17 protein-coding genes are annotated in these 18,096 nt (G+C 68.5%); 10 read left to right on the top strand and 7 right to left on the bottom strand.

The window, feature by feature from the left end:
* Nucleotides 1-129 precede the first annotated feature (129 nt).
* The 5 genes from ACFV9W_RS08115 to ACFV9W_RS08095 form a co-directional block, all read right to left on the bottom strand.
* Nucleotides 130-807, bottom strand: coding sequence for a response regulator (locus ACFV9W_RS08115; RefSeq protein ID WP_385756759.1), 678 nt, complete (start codon nucleotides 805-807; stop codon nucleotides 130-132).
* Between the two features lie 15 nt (nucleotides 808-822).
* Entirely contained in the window at nucleotides 823-2,199 is a 1,377-nt protein-coding gene (locus ACFV9W_RS08110; protein ID WP_385756757.1) for a sensor histidine kinase, read from the bottom strand.
* 81 nt (nucleotides 2,200-2,280) lie between these two features.
* Nucleotides 2,281-3,159, bottom strand: coding sequence for a DUF4429 domain-containing protein (locus tag ACFV9W_RS08105; protein WP_385756755.1), 879 nt, complete (start codon nucleotides 3,157-3,159; stop codon nucleotides 2,281-2,283).
* 76 nt (nucleotides 3,160-3,235) lie between these two features.
* Nucleotides 3,236-4,447, bottom strand: coding sequence for an alpha/beta hydrolase (locus ACFV9W_RS08100; RefSeq protein ID WP_385756753.1), 1,212 nt, complete (start codon nucleotides 4,445-4,447; stop codon nucleotides 3,236-3,238).
* A 183-nt stretch (nucleotides 4,448-4,630) separates the two neighbouring features.
* Nucleotides 4,631-5,272, bottom strand: coding sequence for a TetR/AcrR family transcriptional regulator (locus ACFV9W_RS08095; RefSeq protein ID WP_385756751.1), 642 nt, complete (start codon nucleotides 5,270-5,272; stop codon nucleotides 4,631-4,633).
* Between the two features lie 110 nt (nucleotides 5,273-5,382).
* On the opposite strand from ACFV9W_RS08095, the gene ACFV9W_RS08090 reads away from it, so the two are divergent.
* From ACFV9W_RS08090 to ACFV9W_RS08080, 3 genes are all read left to right on the top strand, one after another.
* Nucleotides 5,383-6,993 (top strand): MFS transporter, encoded by a 1,611-nt coding sequence (locus ACFV9W_RS08090; protein ID WP_385756750.1) that lies wholly within the window; start codon nucleotides 5,383-5,385, stop codon nucleotides 6,991-6,993.
* Nucleotides 6,994-7,206: 213 nt separating this feature from the next.
* Complete coding sequence (locus tag ACFV9W_RS08085) at nucleotides 7,207-7,581, top strand: peptidase inhibitor family I36 protein (protein ID WP_385756749.1); 375 nt, start codon at nucleotides 7,207-7,209, stop codon at nucleotides 7,579-7,581.
* 105 nt (nucleotides 7,582-7,686) lie between these two features.
* Nucleotides 7,687-7,998, top strand: coding sequence for a small hydrophobic protein (locus tag ACFV9W_RS08080; RefSeq protein WP_385756747.1), 312 nt, complete (start codon nucleotides 7,687-7,689; stop codon nucleotides 7,996-7,998).
* An 82-nt stretch (nucleotides 7,999-8,080) separates the two neighbouring features.
* Here ACFV9W_RS08080 and aceE read toward each other — a convergent pair whose 3' ends face one another.
* Nucleotides 8,081-10,828 (bottom strand): pyruvate dehydrogenase (acetyl-transferring), homodimeric type, encoded by a 2,748-nt coding sequence (gene aceE / locus ACFV9W_RS08075; RefSeq protein WP_385756745.1) that lies wholly within the window; start codon nucleotides 10,826-10,828, stop codon nucleotides 8,081-8,083.
* Nucleotides 10,829-11,260: 432 nt separating this feature from the next.
* Between aceE and ACFV9W_RS08070 the strand changes: the two genes are divergently transcribed.
* The 6 genes from ACFV9W_RS08070 (at nucleotide 11,261) to ACFV9W_RS08045 (ending at nucleotide 15,782) form a co-directional block, all read left to right on the top strand.
* On the top strand, nucleotides 11,261-11,692 hold the full coding sequence (locus ACFV9W_RS08070; protein ID WP_266720038.1) for a DUF3052 domain-containing protein: 432 nt from the start codon (nucleotides 11,261-11,263) through the stop codon (nucleotides 11,690-11,692).
* Between the two features lie 170 nt (nucleotides 11,693-11,862).
* The gene (locus ACFV9W_RS08065) at nucleotides 11,863-12,321 is read left to right on the top strand and encodes a peroxiredoxin (RefSeq protein ID WP_385756743.1); all 459 of its coding nucleotides are present in this window, start codon (nucleotides 11,863-11,865) and stop codon (nucleotides 12,319-12,321) included.
* A 131-nt stretch (nucleotides 12,322-12,452) separates the two neighbouring features.
* Nucleotides 12,453-13,028, top strand: coding sequence for a TerD family protein (locus ACFV9W_RS08060; protein ID WP_385756742.1), 576 nt, complete (start codon nucleotides 12,453-12,455; stop codon nucleotides 13,026-13,028).
* A gap of 105 nt (nucleotides 13,029-13,133) precedes the next feature.
* A complete protein-coding gene (locus ACFV9W_RS08055; RefSeq protein WP_385756740.1) occupies nucleotides 13,134-13,709 on the top strand; it encodes a TerD family protein in 576 nt (191 codons plus the stop codon).
* Between the two features lie 70 nt (nucleotides 13,710-13,779).
* Nucleotides 13,780-14,925, top strand: a complete 1,146-nt coding sequence (locus ACFV9W_RS08050; RefSeq protein WP_385756738.1) for a DUF475 domain-containing protein — start codon at nucleotides 13,780-13,782, stop codon at nucleotides 14,923-14,925.
* 113 nt (nucleotides 14,926-15,038) lie between these two features.
* The gene (locus tag ACFV9W_RS08045) at nucleotides 15,039-15,782 is read left to right on the top strand and encodes a Tellurium resistance (RefSeq protein ID WP_385756736.1); all 744 of its coding nucleotides are present in this window, start codon (nucleotides 15,039-15,041) and stop codon (nucleotides 15,780-15,782) included.
* Here the strand turns inward: ACFV9W_RS08045 and ACFV9W_RS08040 are convergent.
* Nucleotides 15,769-16,653: a TerD family protein gene (locus ACFV9W_RS08040; protein ID WP_385756734.1), complete on the bottom strand. Its 885-nt coding sequence runs from the start codon at nucleotides 16,651-16,653 to the stop codon at nucleotides 15,769-15,771. The two genes, ACFV9W_RS08045 and ACFV9W_RS08040, sit on opposite strands and share 14 nt — an antisense overlap.
* Before the next feature lie 221 nt (nucleotides 16,654-16,874).
* On the opposite strand from ACFV9W_RS08040, the gene ACFV9W_RS08035 reads away from it, so the two are divergent.
* Nucleotides 16,875-18,047 (top strand): HpcH/HpaI aldolase/citrate lyase family protein, encoded by a 1,173-nt coding sequence (locus tag ACFV9W_RS08035; protein ID WP_385756732.1) that lies wholly within the window; start codon nucleotides 16,875-16,877, stop codon nucleotides 18,045-18,047.
* Nucleotides 18,048-18,096: the final 49 nt, after the last annotated feature.

The following is an 18,096-nucleotide window of genomic DNA, read 5'->3' as shown; positions in this document are numbered from 1 at the left end:
GGTGTGACGAGGGGAAGGTAGGAGGACGGACGCGGCCGGGACGTCACACTGCGGAGCCAACTAGCCGTTGATACCTGGGTACTCCGACTGATACCGCAGTAGGGGGTCGGCCGCCTCAGGAGCGGCGAATCACTGCCCGCCGGGCGCGACGAGACCCGATTCGTACGCGAAGATCACTGCCTGCGCCCGGTCGCGCAGGTCCAATTTCGCCAGCACCCGGCCGATATGGGTCTTCACGGTCTGCTCGGCCAGCACCAACTTCTTCGCGATCTCCTGGTTGGACAGTCCCCGCGCGATCAGCTCGAGGACCTCGACCTCCCGCGGTGTCAGGCTCTTCAGCAGCGGAGAGTGGCTCTTGCGGTGCGCGGGGCGGGTCTTGACGAAGTCCTCGATGAGCCGCTTCGTGACCGTCGGAGCGAGCAGCGCCTCACCCGACGCGATCACGCGCACCGCCGCGATCAGATCGGCCGGTGGCGCGTCCTTGAGCAGAAACCCGGACGCGCCCGCCCGCAGCGCGGCGTACACATAGTCGTCGACGTCGAACGTGGTGAGCATCAGCACCTTAGGCCGGTGCACCACGCCGGGCGGTGGGGTCAGCAGTTCCTGAGCGGCGGCCAGCCCGTCCATCTCGGGCATCCGCACATCCATGAGGACGACATCGGGATGCGTGGAGCGGCTCACCTGGACGCCCTCCCTGCCGTCCGGGGCCTCGCCCACGACGTCGATGTCGCTCTGCGCGTTCAGCAGCGCGGCGAAACCCGCCCGCACCATGCTCTGGTCGTCGACGATGATCACGCGGATGGTCATGCGTGTCGAATTCCTTTATGCCGTCGGGGAGTCGGGCACGGTCAACGGGAGCCGGGCCGCGACGCGGAAACCTCCATCGGGCAGCGGGCCCACGTCCAGCGTGCCGCCGACCAACCGTACGCGCTCGTTCATCCCTATCAGCCCGTGTCCGGTGCCGACGGTCGATTCGACGGGCGACCGCGGCTCCGCGGCCGGACCGTTGACCACGACCACCAGCAGGGCGTCGTCGTCGAGGCTGATCGAGACCTGTGTCAGTGCGCCCGGGGCGTGCCGCACCACGTTCGACAGCGCCTCCTGCACGATGCGGTACGCGGAGAGGTCCACCGCCGGGGGCACCTGGGCCAGTTCCCCGACGAGCGCCAGCTCCGGATAGGACAGGTGGGCCGGCACCCCACCGCGTACGGTCGCCTCGACCAGCTGGGGCAGGTGGGTGAGGCCGGGCTGCGGAACCAGATCGCTCCGCGATTCCTCGCTGCGCAGGACCGCGAGCAGCCGCCGCATCTCGGTCAGCGACGCCCGCGCGCCCGCGGCGATCGACTCGAACTCCTTGCCCGCCTCGCGGGGCAGGCCTTGCAGACGATAGGGCGCGGAATCGGCCTGCACGGTGATCACCGACATGTGGTGGGCGACGACATCGTGCAGTTCGCGCGCGATTCGGGCCCGCTCCTCGAGCAGCGTCCTGCGGGTCCGCTCGGCCTCGCTGATCGTCTCCTGCGCGACGAGCTTGCGTCTCGTCTCGCCGCGCTCGCGCAGCAGCGCGCCCAGGAGCAGCACCCCACCGCTCAGGACGATGAGGAGCACTCCCGTGTCCTGGCTGGTGCTGTCGCGGAAGATGCCGAACACGATGCTGGCGACGACGGTGACCAGCCAGATCTTGATGAGAGTGCGACGGCTCTCCCGCAGGGCCAGCGCGATGCACAGCACCAGATACCCGACGATCACCATGGCCGTCCACGGGGAGGCACGGTGCGCGTCCCCCTGGAAGACCGGGATCGTGCCCAGCACGGCCGCGGTGATCATGATGTACCAGGCGGCCAGCGGCCGGCTCACCGCGAGGATCAGGGGAGCGGACTGCGCCACGCCGATCGCCGCGGCGAGACCACCGCCCACCCCGTAGTCGTTCGCCAGGACCTGGGTCGTGACCGGGATCAGCGACGCGGTGAAGCCAAAGGCGATCAGATAGGGCAGCAGCCGCATCCAACGGCGGGGCGCGTGCGCCAGCAGGGGCTCCGACCGGTCGTCGCCCAGGGCCGTGGTCAGCGTCGCCCCGGCCGAGGCCAGCCGGTCGCCCAGCCGTCGCACCGCCGTGGTCATACGCCGAGAGCCCACCCGGCCGGAGCCGTCGTCCGGCGGGCGGGGCGGTTTCTCGGGGGATGTCGGTGCAGTGCTCATGGCCAGTTCAGCGTAGACATCAGGGCCCAATCGCGCCGTCATACCGGAGTGCTCAACCGCACCCCCTACCCAGGTATGAGGTCACAGCTCGGCGAGCAGCTCGGCCTTCTTCGACGTGAACTCCGCATCGGTCACCAGACCCGCCTGGTGCAGCTCGCCCAGGTGCCGGATGCGGTCGGCGATGTCCGCGGGGTCGCGCCTTCCGGGGCCCGCCGACTCGGTGCACAAGGCGCCACCCTGCGGCGGCGCGGGCCCGGAGGCGCGCACGGCCGCCAGGACCGAGGCGGCGAACGGCAGCGACTCGTGCACCGGCCCGTAGCCGAGGCCGAAGACGACCGCGCTCGGATCCTGGTCGGCCTGGCCCGGCTGCTCCCCGGAGGCGTCACGGGGCAGCAGGCGCAGATGGCCCTCGAAGAGTTCGGGCGAGCGCCATTCGACGCCGCTCAGGTCCGACACCGGGAACGTCTTGTCCCCGGCCTTCCACTTCGCGGAGGACGCTCCGGTCCAGAACCAGCGGAAGGCCACCGAGTCCCCGTCGAAGGTGGCCTTCCCGTCGTAGGCCTTGAACTGGCGGGGCGCCTCGGGCGGAGCCACCAGATAGCTCTCCGGACGCACGTCCTCATGGTCGGAGAGCTTCGCCCGCAGCTCGTCCGCGTAGTACTCGCCGAGCATCTCCCGCTCGGCGGGCAGCACGAGACGGTACGGGTCGCTGCCCTCCTTGAGCTGGCCCGCGGCAGCGTCCATCAAGGGGTCGGCGCCCGGCCGCGGGACCGCGTGCAGCACGACGGTCCCGCGTTTGCCAGGCGTCAGGGACACCGCCGCGACCGCTTCCAGAGGGATGCGGCGTTCGCCAAGCGCCTGAAAGAGCTTCGGCGTGCGGATCCCCCGTTCGAAGCGGATGAGCACGGAGTCGGACTCGAACTCCCAGGCGGCATGAAATCCGGCCAGTACGTCACCCATGTGGCTCATCGTAGGCGGAGCGCGCGTCTCCGTCGCCTGTCGCGGCAGACCGCGGTTTCACCACTTTCTACGCGCGTCAGGCGGAGACGTTCCCGGAAAATCCGTCCAGGCAGCCCTGACCTCCGCCGGCGCAGTGCACTGTCTTGTAGCCACCGGTGCCGATGTCGGCGAAGTTGGCGAGGCTCTCGGTGCCGGGCACGAAGTAGCCGGTGTGGCCCTTGGAGTCCTCTGCCGCCATGACGCGCGCGCCGAACGCGGAGGAAACGGGGTCGGCTCCGTGACCGAGGCCGCCCACCTCCATGTAGGGAATGTCCTGGATCCAGTCGTCCCGGTCACGGGTGGCCCACACGCGCGCGTGCGTGTCGAGTCCCGCCGCGCTCTGGGCACGCATGCCGGGGCTGCCCGCCACCGCGATGTCGCTGACCCGCTCCGGCATGCGGTGCGCCGCGACGCCGCACACCACCGAGCCGTAGCTGTGGCAGTACACGGCGACGGAGGACTGGCCGGGCAGGCCGCGCAGCATGGCGTTGAGCCGCACCGCCCCGTCCTCGGCGCGCATCGCCGTGGCGGCGTCCACCCCCAGGCCGGCAGGCGCGGTGTAGTCGGCCCACGCGACGACCGCGGTACGCGTGTGCGGGCTGGCTTCGCGCTCGGCGCCGTACAGGGAGCGCGCCATGCCCACGGGCGCCGAGTACTGGCGGGACGTGCGCTCGAAGGTGAGCACGTTCGTGTCGACACCGGGCACCACGACGGACACCCGCTGGGCCTTGTCGAGGTCACCGAAGACCTCGGCGACCCGGCCGGCGCCCAGGGGGTCGAACGAGAGGATCTTGCGGTCGGGCTTCGCGAGCGACGCGAACCTGTTCATGCGCTTCTTCGCGTCGGCGTGTCCGACGGACGACAGCCGCTTGTCGTACATGCGTCTGTGCTCGTCCTGACGGGCCTGGTCGAGCGCGACGCGGTTGGCGCGATAGCGCAGCTCTACAGGAGCGCCGTTCATGTTGCCGACCGCGAGCGGATACCGGGCGGCGAGCTCACCGCGCTGGTGTGCGCTCAGCGAGTCGAAGAAGTGCGCGAGGCGGTTGGGGGAGCCGTCGTGCGCGGGGAGGGCATGTCCGTTTATCCGGCCGTGCTCCCAAGCGGTGAGCGCGGTCTGGAGCGGCGATGTGACGCCTCGCTGATGACGCACCGCGGTCCAGCCGGTGGTGGCCAGCATGACGAACACGACGACCAGCGCAAGCAGTGCGCGCCAGACGTTGAGTTGGGGAGAGGTATCGAAGGAAGTCACTGCGGAACACCCTAGGAGAAGCGCCCGCGGCACCGTGAATGAGGTGAGGCGGATCACGTTTCCCGTGGTGTATTTGGGTAGAACCGGACACCACTGCAGCGGTGGTCTCACGCTACGTAGGGGTAATAAGTGCCTCCCGCGCGCGTGGATGCGACCCAGCTCACTGTGTCGCACTCGAGCCGATCAGCCCTGGTCGTGGCGCCATTGGCCGGCCAGGGAAGGTCGCAAGTGGTCGAGATACGACTCGGTGAGCGCGCGGATCGACTCGATGCTCGCGTCCGCTCCCGCGCCCCACAGGCGTCCGGTCATCCGCATGACGCCACCGAACGCGGCGACGGCCACGCGCGGGCGCGGATCGTCGTCCACGTCGAGTCCCTCGCGTTCGGCGACTACGCGCGCGAGTTCCTCTTCCAACTCGATGGAGCGGCGCAGATGGACGGCGAGCAGGGAGGGGGTGGACTCGATCATCTGGTAGGTGCGCATGTGGAGTTCGAGCGGGATGAGCTCTTCCACGACGCGGCTCATCGCGTCCCAGGTGCCGAGCACGGTCCGCCGTAGCGCCTCGAACGGGCTTTCCCCCGAAGGTCGTTCGCGCAGCGCGGCGACGAAGCGCTTCTCCACCGTCTGCTGCACCGCGAGCGCGACGTCCTCCTTGCTCGCGAAGTACCGGAAGAACGTGCGCTGGGACACCTCGCAGATCTCGGCGATCTCGTCGACCGTCGTCCGGTCGAACCCCTGAGTCGTGAACAGCTCAAGTGCGGTGCGCAACAAGGCGTTTCGCGTGCGTTGCTTCTTGAGTTCACGCAGGTTGATTCGATCCGTCATGGTCCTCATTCTTGCCGTTTGTGCAGCTCACCATAGTGTGAGCGAAGTGACAGTCACTGACTTGTTAAATGCTTCGTCAACTGTCAGTGGCTGTCATTAGCCTCGAACGCATGACTAGTCAGACCACTGTCGACAAGGCGGACCGGGTTCCGGAGCCCGAGCACGTCCCGACACCGGCCAAGGGGCTGCGCGGTCACCCCTGGTTGACACTTTTCTCCGTCGCGATCGGCGTCATGATGGTCGCCCTGGACGGCACCATCGTCGCCATCGCCAACCCGACCATCAAGCAGGACCTCGGTGCGACCTTCGCCGACGTCCAGTGGATCACCAACGGCTACTTCCTCGCCCTCGCGGTCACGCTGATCACCGCGGGCAAGCTCGGTGACCGATTCGGCCACCGGCAGACCTTCCTCATCGGTGTCGTCGGCTTCGCCGCCGCGTCGGCGGCCATCGGCCTGTCCGACAGCATCGCCCTTGTCATCACGTTCCGCGTGCTCCAGGGCCTGTTCGGGGCGCTCCTGATGCCCGCCGCGCTCGGCCTGCTGCGCGCCACGTTCCCCGCCGAGAAGCTGAACATGGCGATCGGTATCTGGGGCATGGTCATCGGCGCCTCGACCGCCGGCGGCCCGATCGTCGGCGGACTGCTCGTCGAACACGTCAGCTGGCAGTCGGTGTTCTTCATCAACGTCCCCATCGGCGTTCTCGCCCTCGCCCTGGGGCTCTTCATCCTCCTGGACCACCGTGCCGAGAACGCGCCGCGGTCCTTCGACGTCCTCGGCATCGTGCTGCTGTCCGGCGCGATGTTCTGCCTGGTCTGGGCGCTCATCAAGGCGCCGACCTGGGGCTGGGGCGACGGTATGACCTGGACGTTCATAGCCGTTTCCGTGCTGTGCTTCGCGGTGTTCGCGCTCTGGGAGACCCGCGTCGCCGAACCGCTCATCCCGCTCGCCCTGTTCCGTTCCGTGCCGCTGTCGGCCGGTGTGGTGCTGATGGTGCTCATGGCCATCGCGTTCATGGGCGGCCTGTTCTTCGTCACGTTCTACCTGCAGAACGTGCACGGCATGAGCCCGGTCGAGAGCGGTATGCACCTGCTTCCGCTGACCGGAATGATGATCGTCGGCTCCCCGCTGGCGGGCGCGATGATCACGAAGGTCGGTCCCCGAATACCGCTGGCCGGCGGCATGACGCTCACCGCCGCCGCCATGTACGGGATGTCCACGCTGGAACCGGGCACGGGCAGCGGGATCATGTCCCTCTGGTTCGCCCTGCTCGGCCTCGGCCTGGCCCCCGTGATGGTCGGAGCAACGGAAGTCATCGTGGGCAACGCCCCGTTGGAGCTCTCCGGCGTGGCCGGCGGTCTCCAGCAGGCCGCGATGCAGATCGGTGGAAGCCTCGGCACCGCCGTGCTCGGAGCCGTCATGGCGTCCAAGGTCGACAGCGATCTCGCCGGGAACTGGACGGGTGCCGGGCTCCCGCCGCTGACGCACGATCAGCTGGGCCAGGCCTCGGAGGCGGTCCAGGTCGGTGTCGCGCCGGTGCCCCCGGGCGCCCCGCCGGCGCTCGCCGAGAAGATCACCGGCGTCGCCCAGGACACCTTCATGGCGGGCATGAGCATGGCCTGCCTGGTCGCCGCGGGTGTCGCGGTCGTCGCCATCCTCGTCGCGCTGCTGACCAAGCGCGGGGCGAACGCGGAGGCGGGCGCGGGTGCGGCGCACATCTGACGGCCGGGCACCGGCCCGGATCGCGCGAAACCGCCCTTGTGCCGCGCGAAACCGCTCGTGAGAGGGAAGCCCCCGGGAACTCTCCGGGGGCTTTCGCTTATCAGGGTGACGTCCCTCGGCAGCCCTTCCCGGAACCGGATCCTCCGGGCGAGAGTGGCTGCACGCGATCAGTCGCGAACGCAACTGGTCGACACGACACGGGGGTTGAAGCACATGCGTACGTTCATGACCACGGCTGCCGCCGCCACCGCACTCGCCGCGGCGGCACTCACTCCGGGCCTCGCCACCGCGGCGGCGCCACCATCCCTGGGCGACTGCTCGGCGGGAGAGCTCTGCCTCTGGGGCAAGACCGGGTTCAAGGGGCCTCGGCACGCCTATGAACTGGCCGGCATCGACATCGAGAGCTGCATCGCGCTGCCGGAGGGGAGCAGCGCGGTGTCCCTCGCCAATCGCACCGGCCGTCCCGTCACCACGTACCAGTCCGCGGTGTGCGCGGAGACGGGCGAGTTCCAGACGTACCCCGGCAGCGGGACGTGGGAGCCCGAATCTCCCTACCGGGCGCGGGCGTTCAAGGTCTGGGAGCAGTAGACCCCGGCGGGGGACCGCGGAGCGGCGCGCGCGATAGACCACGGAAAGCGGGGGTACCCGAAGCATCGCCCGAGTCCGGAACAACCCGGAAGAACTCAGGGAGTGATGATGGCGGGCTTCGGACACACCACGCGCAAGCACCCCCGCTCACGTGGCCGCACAGGGTCACGGACCGGGCCGGACCGCGCGTCGCTCGGAATCATCGGCCTCATCTGCGCGATCGTCGGCTTCTTCACCTTGGGGATCGTGCTCGGACCGGCCGCCGTCGTCTGCGGTTGGCTGGCCATGGGCCGGCGCTGGACCGGCACACAGTCGGTTCCGGCACTCGTCGCGGTCGTGCTCGGCGCGATCGACACGCTGCTCGCGATGGTCTGGCTGGCCTCGGCGGCCGGTCCGCTCGCGGGCGGAGCGTTCTGAGCGCACCACACGACATGCCGGAGGGCGGCGAGGCCGAAGCTCTCGCCGCCCTCCGCTCAGTCATCGACCAGGCGGATACCGCTCAGGCGTCGCCCCCGGCCGCACCGGGATCGGCGGCCGAGACATCGAGCAGTTGGTAGCGGTCGATCGCCTGCTTGAGGACCGAGCGGTCGATCTTGCCCTCCCGCGCCAGCTCCGTGAGCACGCCGACCACCACCGATTGGGCGTCGATGTGGAAGAAACGACGCGCGGCGCCCCGGGTGTCCGCGAAACCGAAACCGTCCGCACCCAGCGACTGGTACGTGCCGGGCACCCAGCGCGCGATCTGGTCGGGGACGGAGCGCATCCAGTCGGAGACCGCGACGAACGGACCCTCCGCCCCGGACAGCTTCTGCGTGACGTAGGGGGTGCGCTGCTCCTCGTCCGGGTGCAGCAGGTTGTGGCGCTCCACCTCCACCGCATCGCGGCGCAGCTCGTTCCACGACGTCGCGGACCAGACGTCGGCCCGTACGTTCCACTCGTCGGCGAGGATCTGCTGGGCCTCCAACGCCCACGGGACGCCGACGCCCGAGGCCAGGATCTGGGCGGGGATCGAGCCCGCGTTCCCGGTGCTGATGCGGTGGATGCCCTTGAGGATGCCCTCGACGTCGACATCGGCCGGTTCGGCGGGGTGCTGGATCGGCTCGTTGTAGACGGTGAGGTAGTAGAAGACGTCCTCGCCCGCCTGGCCGTCGGCCGTCGGGCCGTACATCCGGCGCAGGCCCTCCTTGACGATGTACGCGATCTCGTAGGCGTACGCCGGGTCGTAGGCGACACAGGCGGGGTTGGTCGAGGCGAGCAGCTGCGAGTGCCCGTCCGCGTGCTGGAGGCCTTCGCCGGTCAGCGTCGTGCGGCCTGCGGTCGCACCGAGGACGAAGCCGCGCGCCAGCTGGTCGCCCATCTGCCAGAACTGGTCGCCGGTGCGCTGGAAACCGAACATCGAGTAGAAGACGTAGACCGGGATCAGCGGCTCGCCGTGCGTCGCGTAGGCGGAGCCGGCGGCGATCAGAGAGGCCGTGCAGCCCGCCTCCGAGATGCCGTCGTGCAGCATCTGGCCGGTCGCCGACTCCTTGTAGGCGAGCAGGAGTTCACGGTCGACGGACTCGTACTGCTGGCCGAGCGGGTTGTAGATCTTCGCGCTCGGGAAGAAGGAGTCCATGCCGAAGGTGCGGTACTCGTCGGGGGCGATCAGCACGAAGCGCTTGCCGATCTCCTTGTCCCGCATCAGGTCCTTGAGCAGCCGGACGAAGGCCATCGTGGTGGCGATCGACTGCTGCCCGGAGCCCTTCTTGACGCCCGCGTACGCCTTGTCGTCCGGCAGCTGAAGCGGCTTCGCGCGCACGACACGGGTCGGGACGTACCCGTCCAGCGCCTTGCGGCGGTCGTGCATGTACTGGATCTCCTCGGAGTCCCGGCCGGGGTGGTAGTACGGCGGGGCGCCGCTCTCCAGCTGGGCGTCGGTGATCGGGATGTGCAGCCGGTCGCGGAAGCCCTTGAGGTCGTCGACCGTCAGCTTCTTCATCTGGTGCGTGGCGTTGCGGCCCTCGAAGTTCGGGCCGAGGGTCCAGCCCTTGACCGTCTGCGCCAGGATCACCGTCGGCTGGCCCTTGTGCTCCCGGGCCGCCTGGAACGCGGCGTAGATCTTCTTGTGGTCGTGGCCGCCGCGGCCCAGGTGCTGGATCTCCTTGTCGGACATGTTCTCGACCATCGCGCGCAGGCGGTGGTCGTCGCCGAAGAAGTGCTTTCGGATGTAGTCGCCGGTCTCCGTGGCGTACGTCTGGAACTGGCCGTCGGGCGTCGTGTTCAGCCGGTTGACCAGGACGCCGTCGCGGTCCTGGGCGAGCAGCGGGTCCCAACTGCGGTCCCAGACCAGCTTGATGACGTTCCAGCCGGCGCCGCGGAACTGGGACTCGAGCTCCTGGATGATCTTGCCGTTGCCGCGCACCGGGCCGTCCAGTCGCTGCAGGTTGCAGTTGACGACGAAGGTGAGGTTGTCGAGGCCCTCGCGGGCGGCGATGGAGAGCTGGCCGAGGGACTCGGGCTCGTCCATCTCGCCGTCACCGAGGAAGGCCCACACCTGCGACTTGGAGGTGTCGGCGATGCCGCGCGCCTCCATGTAGCGGTTCATCCGGGCCTGGAAGATCGCGCCGAGCGGGCCGAGGCCCATGGAGACCGTGGGGAACTCCCAGAAGTCCGGCATGAGGCGCGGGTGCGGGTACGAGGAGAGGCCGTTCGGCGCCTTCGACTTCTCCTGGCGGAAGCCGTCGAGCTGCTCCTCGCTGAGCCGGTCGAGCAGATAGGCGCGGGCGTAGATGCCCGGCGAGGCGTGGCCCTGGAAGAAGATCTGGTCGCCGCCGTCGCCCTCGTCCTTGCCGCGGAAGAAGTGGTTGAACCCCACGTCGTACAGGGACGCGGAGGAGGCGAAGGTGGCGATGTGGCCGCCGACGCCGATGCCGGGCCGCTGGGCGCGGGAGACCATCACCGCCGCGTTCCACCGCGTCGCGTTGAGGACCTTGCGCTCGATGTCCTCGTTGCCGGGGAAGAACGGCTCGTCCTTGGTGGCGATCGTGTTGATGTAGTCCGTGCTGCGCATCTCGGGCACGGCCACGCGCTTCTCGCGGGCCCGCTCGATCAGCCGGAGCATCAGGTACCGGGCCCGCTCGCGGCCGCGCTCGTCGATTGCGGCGTCAAGGGAGTCGAGCCACTCCTGGGTCTCTTCGGGATCGAAGTCCGGGACCTGGCTGGGGAGACCGCCAATGATGATCGGGTTGCGATCGGATCCGGAAACCACGCTGTTCCTTCACTGTCGGTGATGCCACTGTTCCACTGTCGGGTGCGCCGTTGTCCATCGTGTACCTCGAATTCGGAATCGTCATCTCTACCGAGAGGTAATTCGAGGTCCGGTACGCATCCCACCAGCCGTCGCGCTCAAACCGCCACGATACGCCGATTTCGCTCACGTGTTCCTTGGGCCCTGTGGGGCCCGGTCGCGCTGGGTGCTCGGGCAGTGACGGGCAAAGCTGACAGATCGCTGTGGCATACATCACTGGCCAGCGGGGATCCTTGACAGGAGTTGCGGTGACACGGCCTGGAAAGTCACCGTTTCGGCGGTCTTGACGGCCGGGTACTTGCGCGATCCGTCGCGCACGTGTGGACTACGGCCAATGCTTCGCGCGTACGCGAGGCTGTAGACAACTTCGTAAACACGATCAGGAGGCAATCCGTGAGCGCGACCGCGGACCACGCGGAAACGAACCTTGCCGTAAGGCTTGGTTTCCAGACCGACCAGGTGGTCCAGGAGATCGGCTACGACGACGACGTCGATCAGGAGCTCCGAGAGACCATCGAGGCGGCCATCGGCTCCGAGCTCGTCGACGAGGACTACGACGACGTGGCTGACGCCGTGGTGCTCTGGTTCCGGGATGACGACGGGGACCTTACTGATGCGCTGGTGGACGCCATCGCTTACATGGAGGAGGGCGGCTCCATCCTGCTTCTGACGCCGAAGACCGGCCGCGACGGGTACGTCGAGGCCAGCGAGATCGGCGAGGCCGCCACCACGGCGGGCCTGACCGCGAGCAAGAGCGTCAGCGCGGGTAAGGACTGGACCGCAAGCCGTCTGGCCACGCCGAAGGCGGCCGCCAAGAAGCGATAGCAGCCGCAGCGGAACGAGAACCGTAGGAGGGGCCCTCGCAGGTGCGCCACAGCGCCCGCGGGGGCCCTCACGCATGACCGGGCGCCCGGCACCCACCTGCGCGCCGGTGCCCGTACACGGCCAACTAGGCTGAAGCCACCCGAACAGCCCCACGGAAGGGAAGCTTCACCATGGCGATCGAGGCCGGCACCAAGGCTCCGGAGATCGAGCTCAAGAACCAGCACGGTGAGACCGTGAGGCTCTCGGACTTCCGGGGCGAGAAGAACGTGGTGCTGCTCTTCTACCCGTTCGCCTTCACCGGCGTGTGCACCGGGGAACTGTGCGCGCTGCGGGACGAGTTGCCGAAGTTCGTCAACGACGACGTGCAGCTGCTCGCCGTATCGAACGACTCCCCGTTCTCGCTGCGCGTCTTCGCCGAGCAGGAGGGCCTGGAGTACCCGCTCCTGAGCGACTTCTGGCCGCACGGCGAGGCCTCGCGCGCGTACGGCGTCTTCGACGAGGAGAAGGGCTGCGCGGTGCGCGGCACCTTCATCATCGACAAGGAGGGCGTGGTCCGCTGGACCGTCGTCAACGGTCTGCCGGACGCGCGTGACCTGAACGAGTACGTCAAGGCGATCGACGCCCTGTAAGCGATCCTCCGACGGACGACACCCTGCGGGATCCCTCGCCGGGGCGGGAACCCGTTACTAGGATCCAGACGTTGATCCGATACCAGAGCAGTACGGGGGCTCCCCGCCCCTAGAGACCATAGGGAGGATTCGTGGGAGTCAGCCTCAGCAAGGGCGGCAACGTATCGCTGAGCAAGGAGGCCCCTGGCCTCACGGCCGTGGTCGTGGGCCTCGGGTGGGACGTGCGTACCACCACGGGTACGGACTTCGACCTCGACGCCAGCGCCATCCTGACGAACGCCGAGGGCAAGGTCCGCAACGACCAGGACTTCGTGTTCTTCAACAACCTGAAGAGCGCGGACGGCTCGGTCGAGCACACCGGTGACAACACCACCGGTGAGGGCGAGGGCGACGACGAGCAGGTCAAGGTCGACCTCGCATCGGTTCCTGCCGATGTCGACAAGATCGTGTTCCCGGTTTCGATCTACGACGCCGAGAGCCGTCAGCAGTCCTTCGGCCAGGTGCGCAACGCGTTCATCCGTGTCGTGAACCAGGCGGGCGGCGCGGAGATCGCCCGTTACGACCTCTCCGAGGACGCCTCCACCGAGACCGCCATGGTCTTCGGTGAGCTGTACCGCAACGGGGCGGAGTGGAAGTTCCGCGCCGTCGGCCAGGGCTACGCCTCGGGCCTGCGCGGCATCGCGCAGGACTTCGGCGTCAACGTCTGAGCCGAAGCACCGCAGCACGTTTCATCCCGTCCGGCGCCGCACTCCCAGTGCGGCGCCGGACGCGCTCGACCACAGCACCGCCACACCTCGGGGAGGACCACGATCATGGGCGTCACACTCGCCAAGGGAGGCAATGTCTCCCTCTCCAAGGCCGCACCGAACCTCACCCAGATCCTGGTCGGGCTCGGATGGGACGTGCGCTCCACGACCGGAGCCGACTTCGACCTCGATGCCAGCGCGCTGCTGTGCAGCGGTGGCCGGGTCATGGGCGACGAGTGGTTCATCTTCTACAACCAGCTCAAGAGCCCCGACGGTTCGGTCGAGCACACCGGGGACAACCTCACCGGCGAGGGGGACGGCGACGACGAGTCGGTCCTGGTCGACCTCTCCAAGGTGCCGGCCGGCTGCGACAAGATCATTTTCCCGGTCTCGATCCATGACGCGGACAACCGGAGCCAGACCTTCGGCCAGGTCAGCAACGCGTTCATCCGCGTCGTGAACCAGGCGGACGGCCAGGAGCTCGCCCGTTATGACCTCTCTGAGGATGCCTCCACCGAAACTGCCATGATCTTTGGCGAGGTGTACCGATACGGAGGAGAGTGGAAGTTCCGGGCGGTCGGCCAGGGGTACGCGTCCGGCCTCCGGGGCATCGCTCTAGACTTCGGGGTCAATGTTTCGTAAAGCCGTGCGCGGAGCGGGGGAGCCCCGTACAACCAGCACGGGGAAACCCGTTCACATGATGGGGTAGCCAGTGGTTCTGAAAACCTTCGGCTGGTCGTTCGCGATCACCGTGCTCGGCTTGATCGCCGCAATCTTCTACGGAGGATGGCAGGCTTTCGGGGTCGTCCTGATTCTGGCGATCATGGAAGTGTCGCTATCCTTCGACAACGCCGTGGTCAACGCCGGAATCCTGAAGAAGATGAACGCCTTCTGGCAGAAGATCTTCCTCACGATCGGCGTGGTCATCGCCGTCTTCGGTATGCGGCTCATCTTCCCTGTCGTGATCGTCGCCGTCAGCGCCAAGCTGGGGCCGATCGAGGCGGTCGACCTCGCCTTCAACCAGCCCGACCGCTACCAGCAGCTGGTCACGGACGCGCATCCGTCCATCGCTGCCTTCGGCGGAATGTTCCTGCTGATGATCTTCCTCGACTTCATTTTCGAGGAGCGCGAGATCAAGTGGCTCGGCTGGATCGAGCGCCCGCTGGCCAAGCTCGGCAAGGTCGACATGCTGTCGGTCTGCATCGCCCTGATCGTCCTGCTCGTCGCCTCCCTGACCGTCGCGCTCAACGCGCATCAACATGGCGGCGTCCATGTGGACAAGCAGGCGACCGTCCTGCTCGCGGGGGTCGCCGGTCTCGTCACGTACCTCGTCGTCAATGGTCTCTCCAGCTTCTTCGAGCACCGCATCGAGGAAGAGGAGGAGCGTGAGCACGAGGCGGAGGAGCGGGCCGAGCGCGAGGGCAAGCCGAAGTCCGCGGTGCTGCTCGCCGGCAAGGCCGCGTTCTTCATGTTCCTCTACCTCGAGGTCCTGGACGCGTCCTTCTCCTTCGACGGCGTGATCAGCGCCTTCGCCATCACCAACGACATCGTGATGATGGCGCTCGGCCTCGGTATCGGTGCCATGTACGTCCGTTCGCTCACGGTCTACCTGGTCCGCCAGGGCACCCTGGACGACTACGTGTACCTGGAGCACGGCGCGCACTACGCGATCGGTGCGCTCGCCGCGATCCTCCTGATCACCATCCAGTACGAGGTCAACGAGCTCATCACGGGCCTGATCGGCGTCTTCCTGATCGCCTGGTCCTTCCTGTCCTCGGTGCGGCGCAACAAGCGGATCGCCGCGGCCGAGGGAGACTCCGGGAGTTCGGACAAGACCGAGGTGTCATCAGGAGTCTGATTCCCGGGTTTGACCCCTGGGTCATTCCTGGAACGCTGTGAGCGGGGCGGCTGTACGAGGACAAGTCCTCAGCGGCCGCCCCGTCGGCATGTACGGCGGCACTTGGGGGCGGTATGTCCTTCTGGGACAGGGTATGGCGCGGCAACTCCGCGCAGTTCGAGTTCGATTCGGGCAGCGCGGCGACCAACGCCATCGAACTCACCAAGCGACATCCGGTCGTCTCGCTCTCCAAACAGGGCGCGGCCACCGGCAATCTGCGGATCAACCTGTCGTGGCGGATGCGCACTTCGGACATCGGCGGTCCGAAGCGGAACAGCCTGATGCGGCATCCGTTCAGCATGTTCAAGCCCGATGTGGTGCAGGCCCACACCCAGTCGATGGTCAATGTGGACCTCGACCTCGGCTGCCTGTACGAGCTGAAGGACGGCCAGAAGGGCGTCGTGCAGCCGCTCGGCAGCTTCTTCGGGGCGCTCAACGAGGCGCCGTACGTCAAGCTCAGCGGTGACGACCGGTTCGGCTCGGCGTCCGGCGAGACGGTCTACGTCAATCTCGATCACCGGGACTCCATCAAGCGCCTGCTGGTGTTCGTCTACATCTACGACCAGACGCCGGCGTTCGACCGTACGCACGCCCATGTGACGCTCTACCCGAGCAACGGCCCCCGCATCGAGATCAGCCTCGACGAGCGGGCGCCGCAGGCCCGTTCGTGCGCCGTGGTCTCCATCGAGAACGTCAAGGGCGACTTCGTCGTGCGACGCGAGGTGCGCTTCGTGTACGGGTTCCAGGCCGAGCTCGACCGGCTGTACGGCTGGGGCCTGCAGTGGGGCCGCGGCTACAAGTCCGTCACTGGCCGATGAACTGCGGCCCCTGCGGCGGCAGCCTGAAGGCCGGGTCGGGCCACGCCGACACCGGCTGCGGGTACCCGTAGGCGGGCGGCTGCTGCTGGGTGGCGGCCGCGGGCGGATAGCCGTACGAGGGCGGCTGCTGGGGCGGCAGCGGGAACGAGGACGCCGCGACCGGCGCCGCCTCGGGCATCGGGCCGGGGGCCGCGAGCGGCGGCGCGGGCTCGGCTGCCGGGGCGGGCGCGACGGGAGCGCGCGTGACCAAGGCGGTCTCGGCCTCGGGCTCGGTGCCCGGCTCGGGGACTGGCTCGGTGACCGGTTCGCCCTCGGGCTCGGCGGACTCGTCGACCGAGATGCCGAAGTCCGTGGCGAGGCCCACCAGGCCGTCGGAGTAGCCCTCGCCGACCGCGCGCAGCCGCCAGCCGTCGCCGCGCCGGTACAGCTCGCCGCAGATCAGCGCGGTCTCGGCGCCGGTCTCCGGCTTGATGTCGAAGTACGCGAGCGGCTCGGCGGCCTCGGACCCGGCGTCGTGGACGGACAGCCGCAGCGACCGCACGTTCTCGAAGGGGGTGGCGTCCGGGTCGGTGGAGGCCGTCACGAGGATCCGCGTGATCTCCGCGGAGACGCCCGAGAGGTCCGCCTGGACGGTGTCCGTCATGCCGTCGGCCACGCGCTTCTGGCCGAGCCTCCAGACCGCGCCGTCGGGGTGGCGCGGCTGGTTGTAGAAGACGAAGTCCTCGTCGGAACGGACCCGCCCCTCGGCGGTGAGCAACAGCGCCGAAGCGTCGACGGCCGACACGCCCTGCCCCGGAGACCAGTGGAGCACGGCGCGCACCGCTGTGGATTCGAGCGGGACGTTCGCCCCCTTGAGCATCGCGTGCGTCATGCGGTCATCCTGCCTCCCCGCTCCTGGCCGGGACAACGCGGGGTGCAAAGATCGACATCTCTGTGCGCAGGCAGGGCCCGCCGTGCGGCGCGGCCGGAAAACAGCGCACGACATGCGCCAGTTACCAGAATTTCATTGCGGACGGGAACCTTTGACACACCCTTGTACGTACTATTACCGGCCACATCATTTCGGGTGGCCCAGCGGTACGGGGGAATCTTATGCGTCATTTCGGGCACATCGCCCCTGAGGTGCGGGAGCGCCTGTTCCACGAGGAGCCGCGGGACTTCACCGCGGACTCCCCGCCCCGCATGCTCGCGGCGGCCCTCGGGGCGACGCTCTACAGTCCGGCGACCCGCCCCCAGCTGGCGGACGACGTGCTCAAGCAGGCCGGACGCGGCGTCGTCTCCATGGTCCTGTGCCTGGAGGACTCGATACACGACGGCGAGGTGCCGGGCGCCGAGGAGAACCTCGTGCGCCAGTTCGCCGACCTCGAGCGCAGGGCCGCCGAGGGCGCCGAGCTGCCCCTGCTCTTCATCCGGGTACGGGAGCCGGAGCAGATCACCGATCTCGTCGCGCGGCTCGGCAGCTCCGTGGACCTGCTGTCCGGATTCGTGCTGCCGAAGTTCACCGAGGAGCGGGGTGTTCCGTTCCTGGAGGCCCTCACCGCCGCCGAGGCGGCCTCCGGGCGGCGGCTTTTCGCCATGCCCGTCCTGGAGTCCCCCGACCTGCTGTACCTGGAGACGCGCGGCGACACCCTGGCCGGCATCGCCCGAACCGTCGACAAGTACCGCGACCGCGTCCTCGCGCTGCGCCTCGGCGTCACCGACTTCTGCTCGGCGTACGGGCTGCGCAGGCCGGCGGACATGACGGCGTACGACGTCCAGATCGTGGCCTCCGTCATCGGGGACGTGGTCAACCTGCTGGGGAGGGCGGACGGTACGGGGTTCACCGTGACCGGGCCCGTCTGGGAGTACTTCCGCCACCAGGAGCGCATGTTCAAGCCGCAGCTGCGCCGCAGCCCCTTCCTGGAGGGCCGGGCCGACGACCTGCGCCAGGCGCTCATCCAGCACGACATGGACGGGCTGCTCCGCGAGATCGAGATGGACCGGGCCAACGGCCTGCTCGGCAAGACCTGCATCCACCCCACGCACGTCCTGCCCGTGCACGCGCTCTCCGTGGTCAGCCACGAGGAGTACAGCGACGCCTGCGACATACTGCGGCCCGAGCGGGGCGGCGGTGGTGTGCTCCGGTCGGCGTACACGAACAAGATGAACGAGGTGAAGCCGCACCGCGCGTGGGCCGAGCGGACGCTGCGGCGCGCGGAGGCGTTCGGGGTGGCGCGGGAGGACGTGGGGTTCGTGGAGCTGCTGACGGCAGGGTTGCCGGGATGAGCGCCTTCGGGGTGCGTGCAGAGGTGGGCCCGGCTTCCGGGCAGGGTGC

This window comes from Streptomyces sp. NPDC059897 (genome assembly GCF_042730865.1).
GTDB lineage: Bacteria > Actinomycetota > Actinomycetes > Streptomycetales > Streptomycetaceae > Streptomyces.
This window is presented reverse-complemented; position numbering and strand designations above follow the sequence as displayed.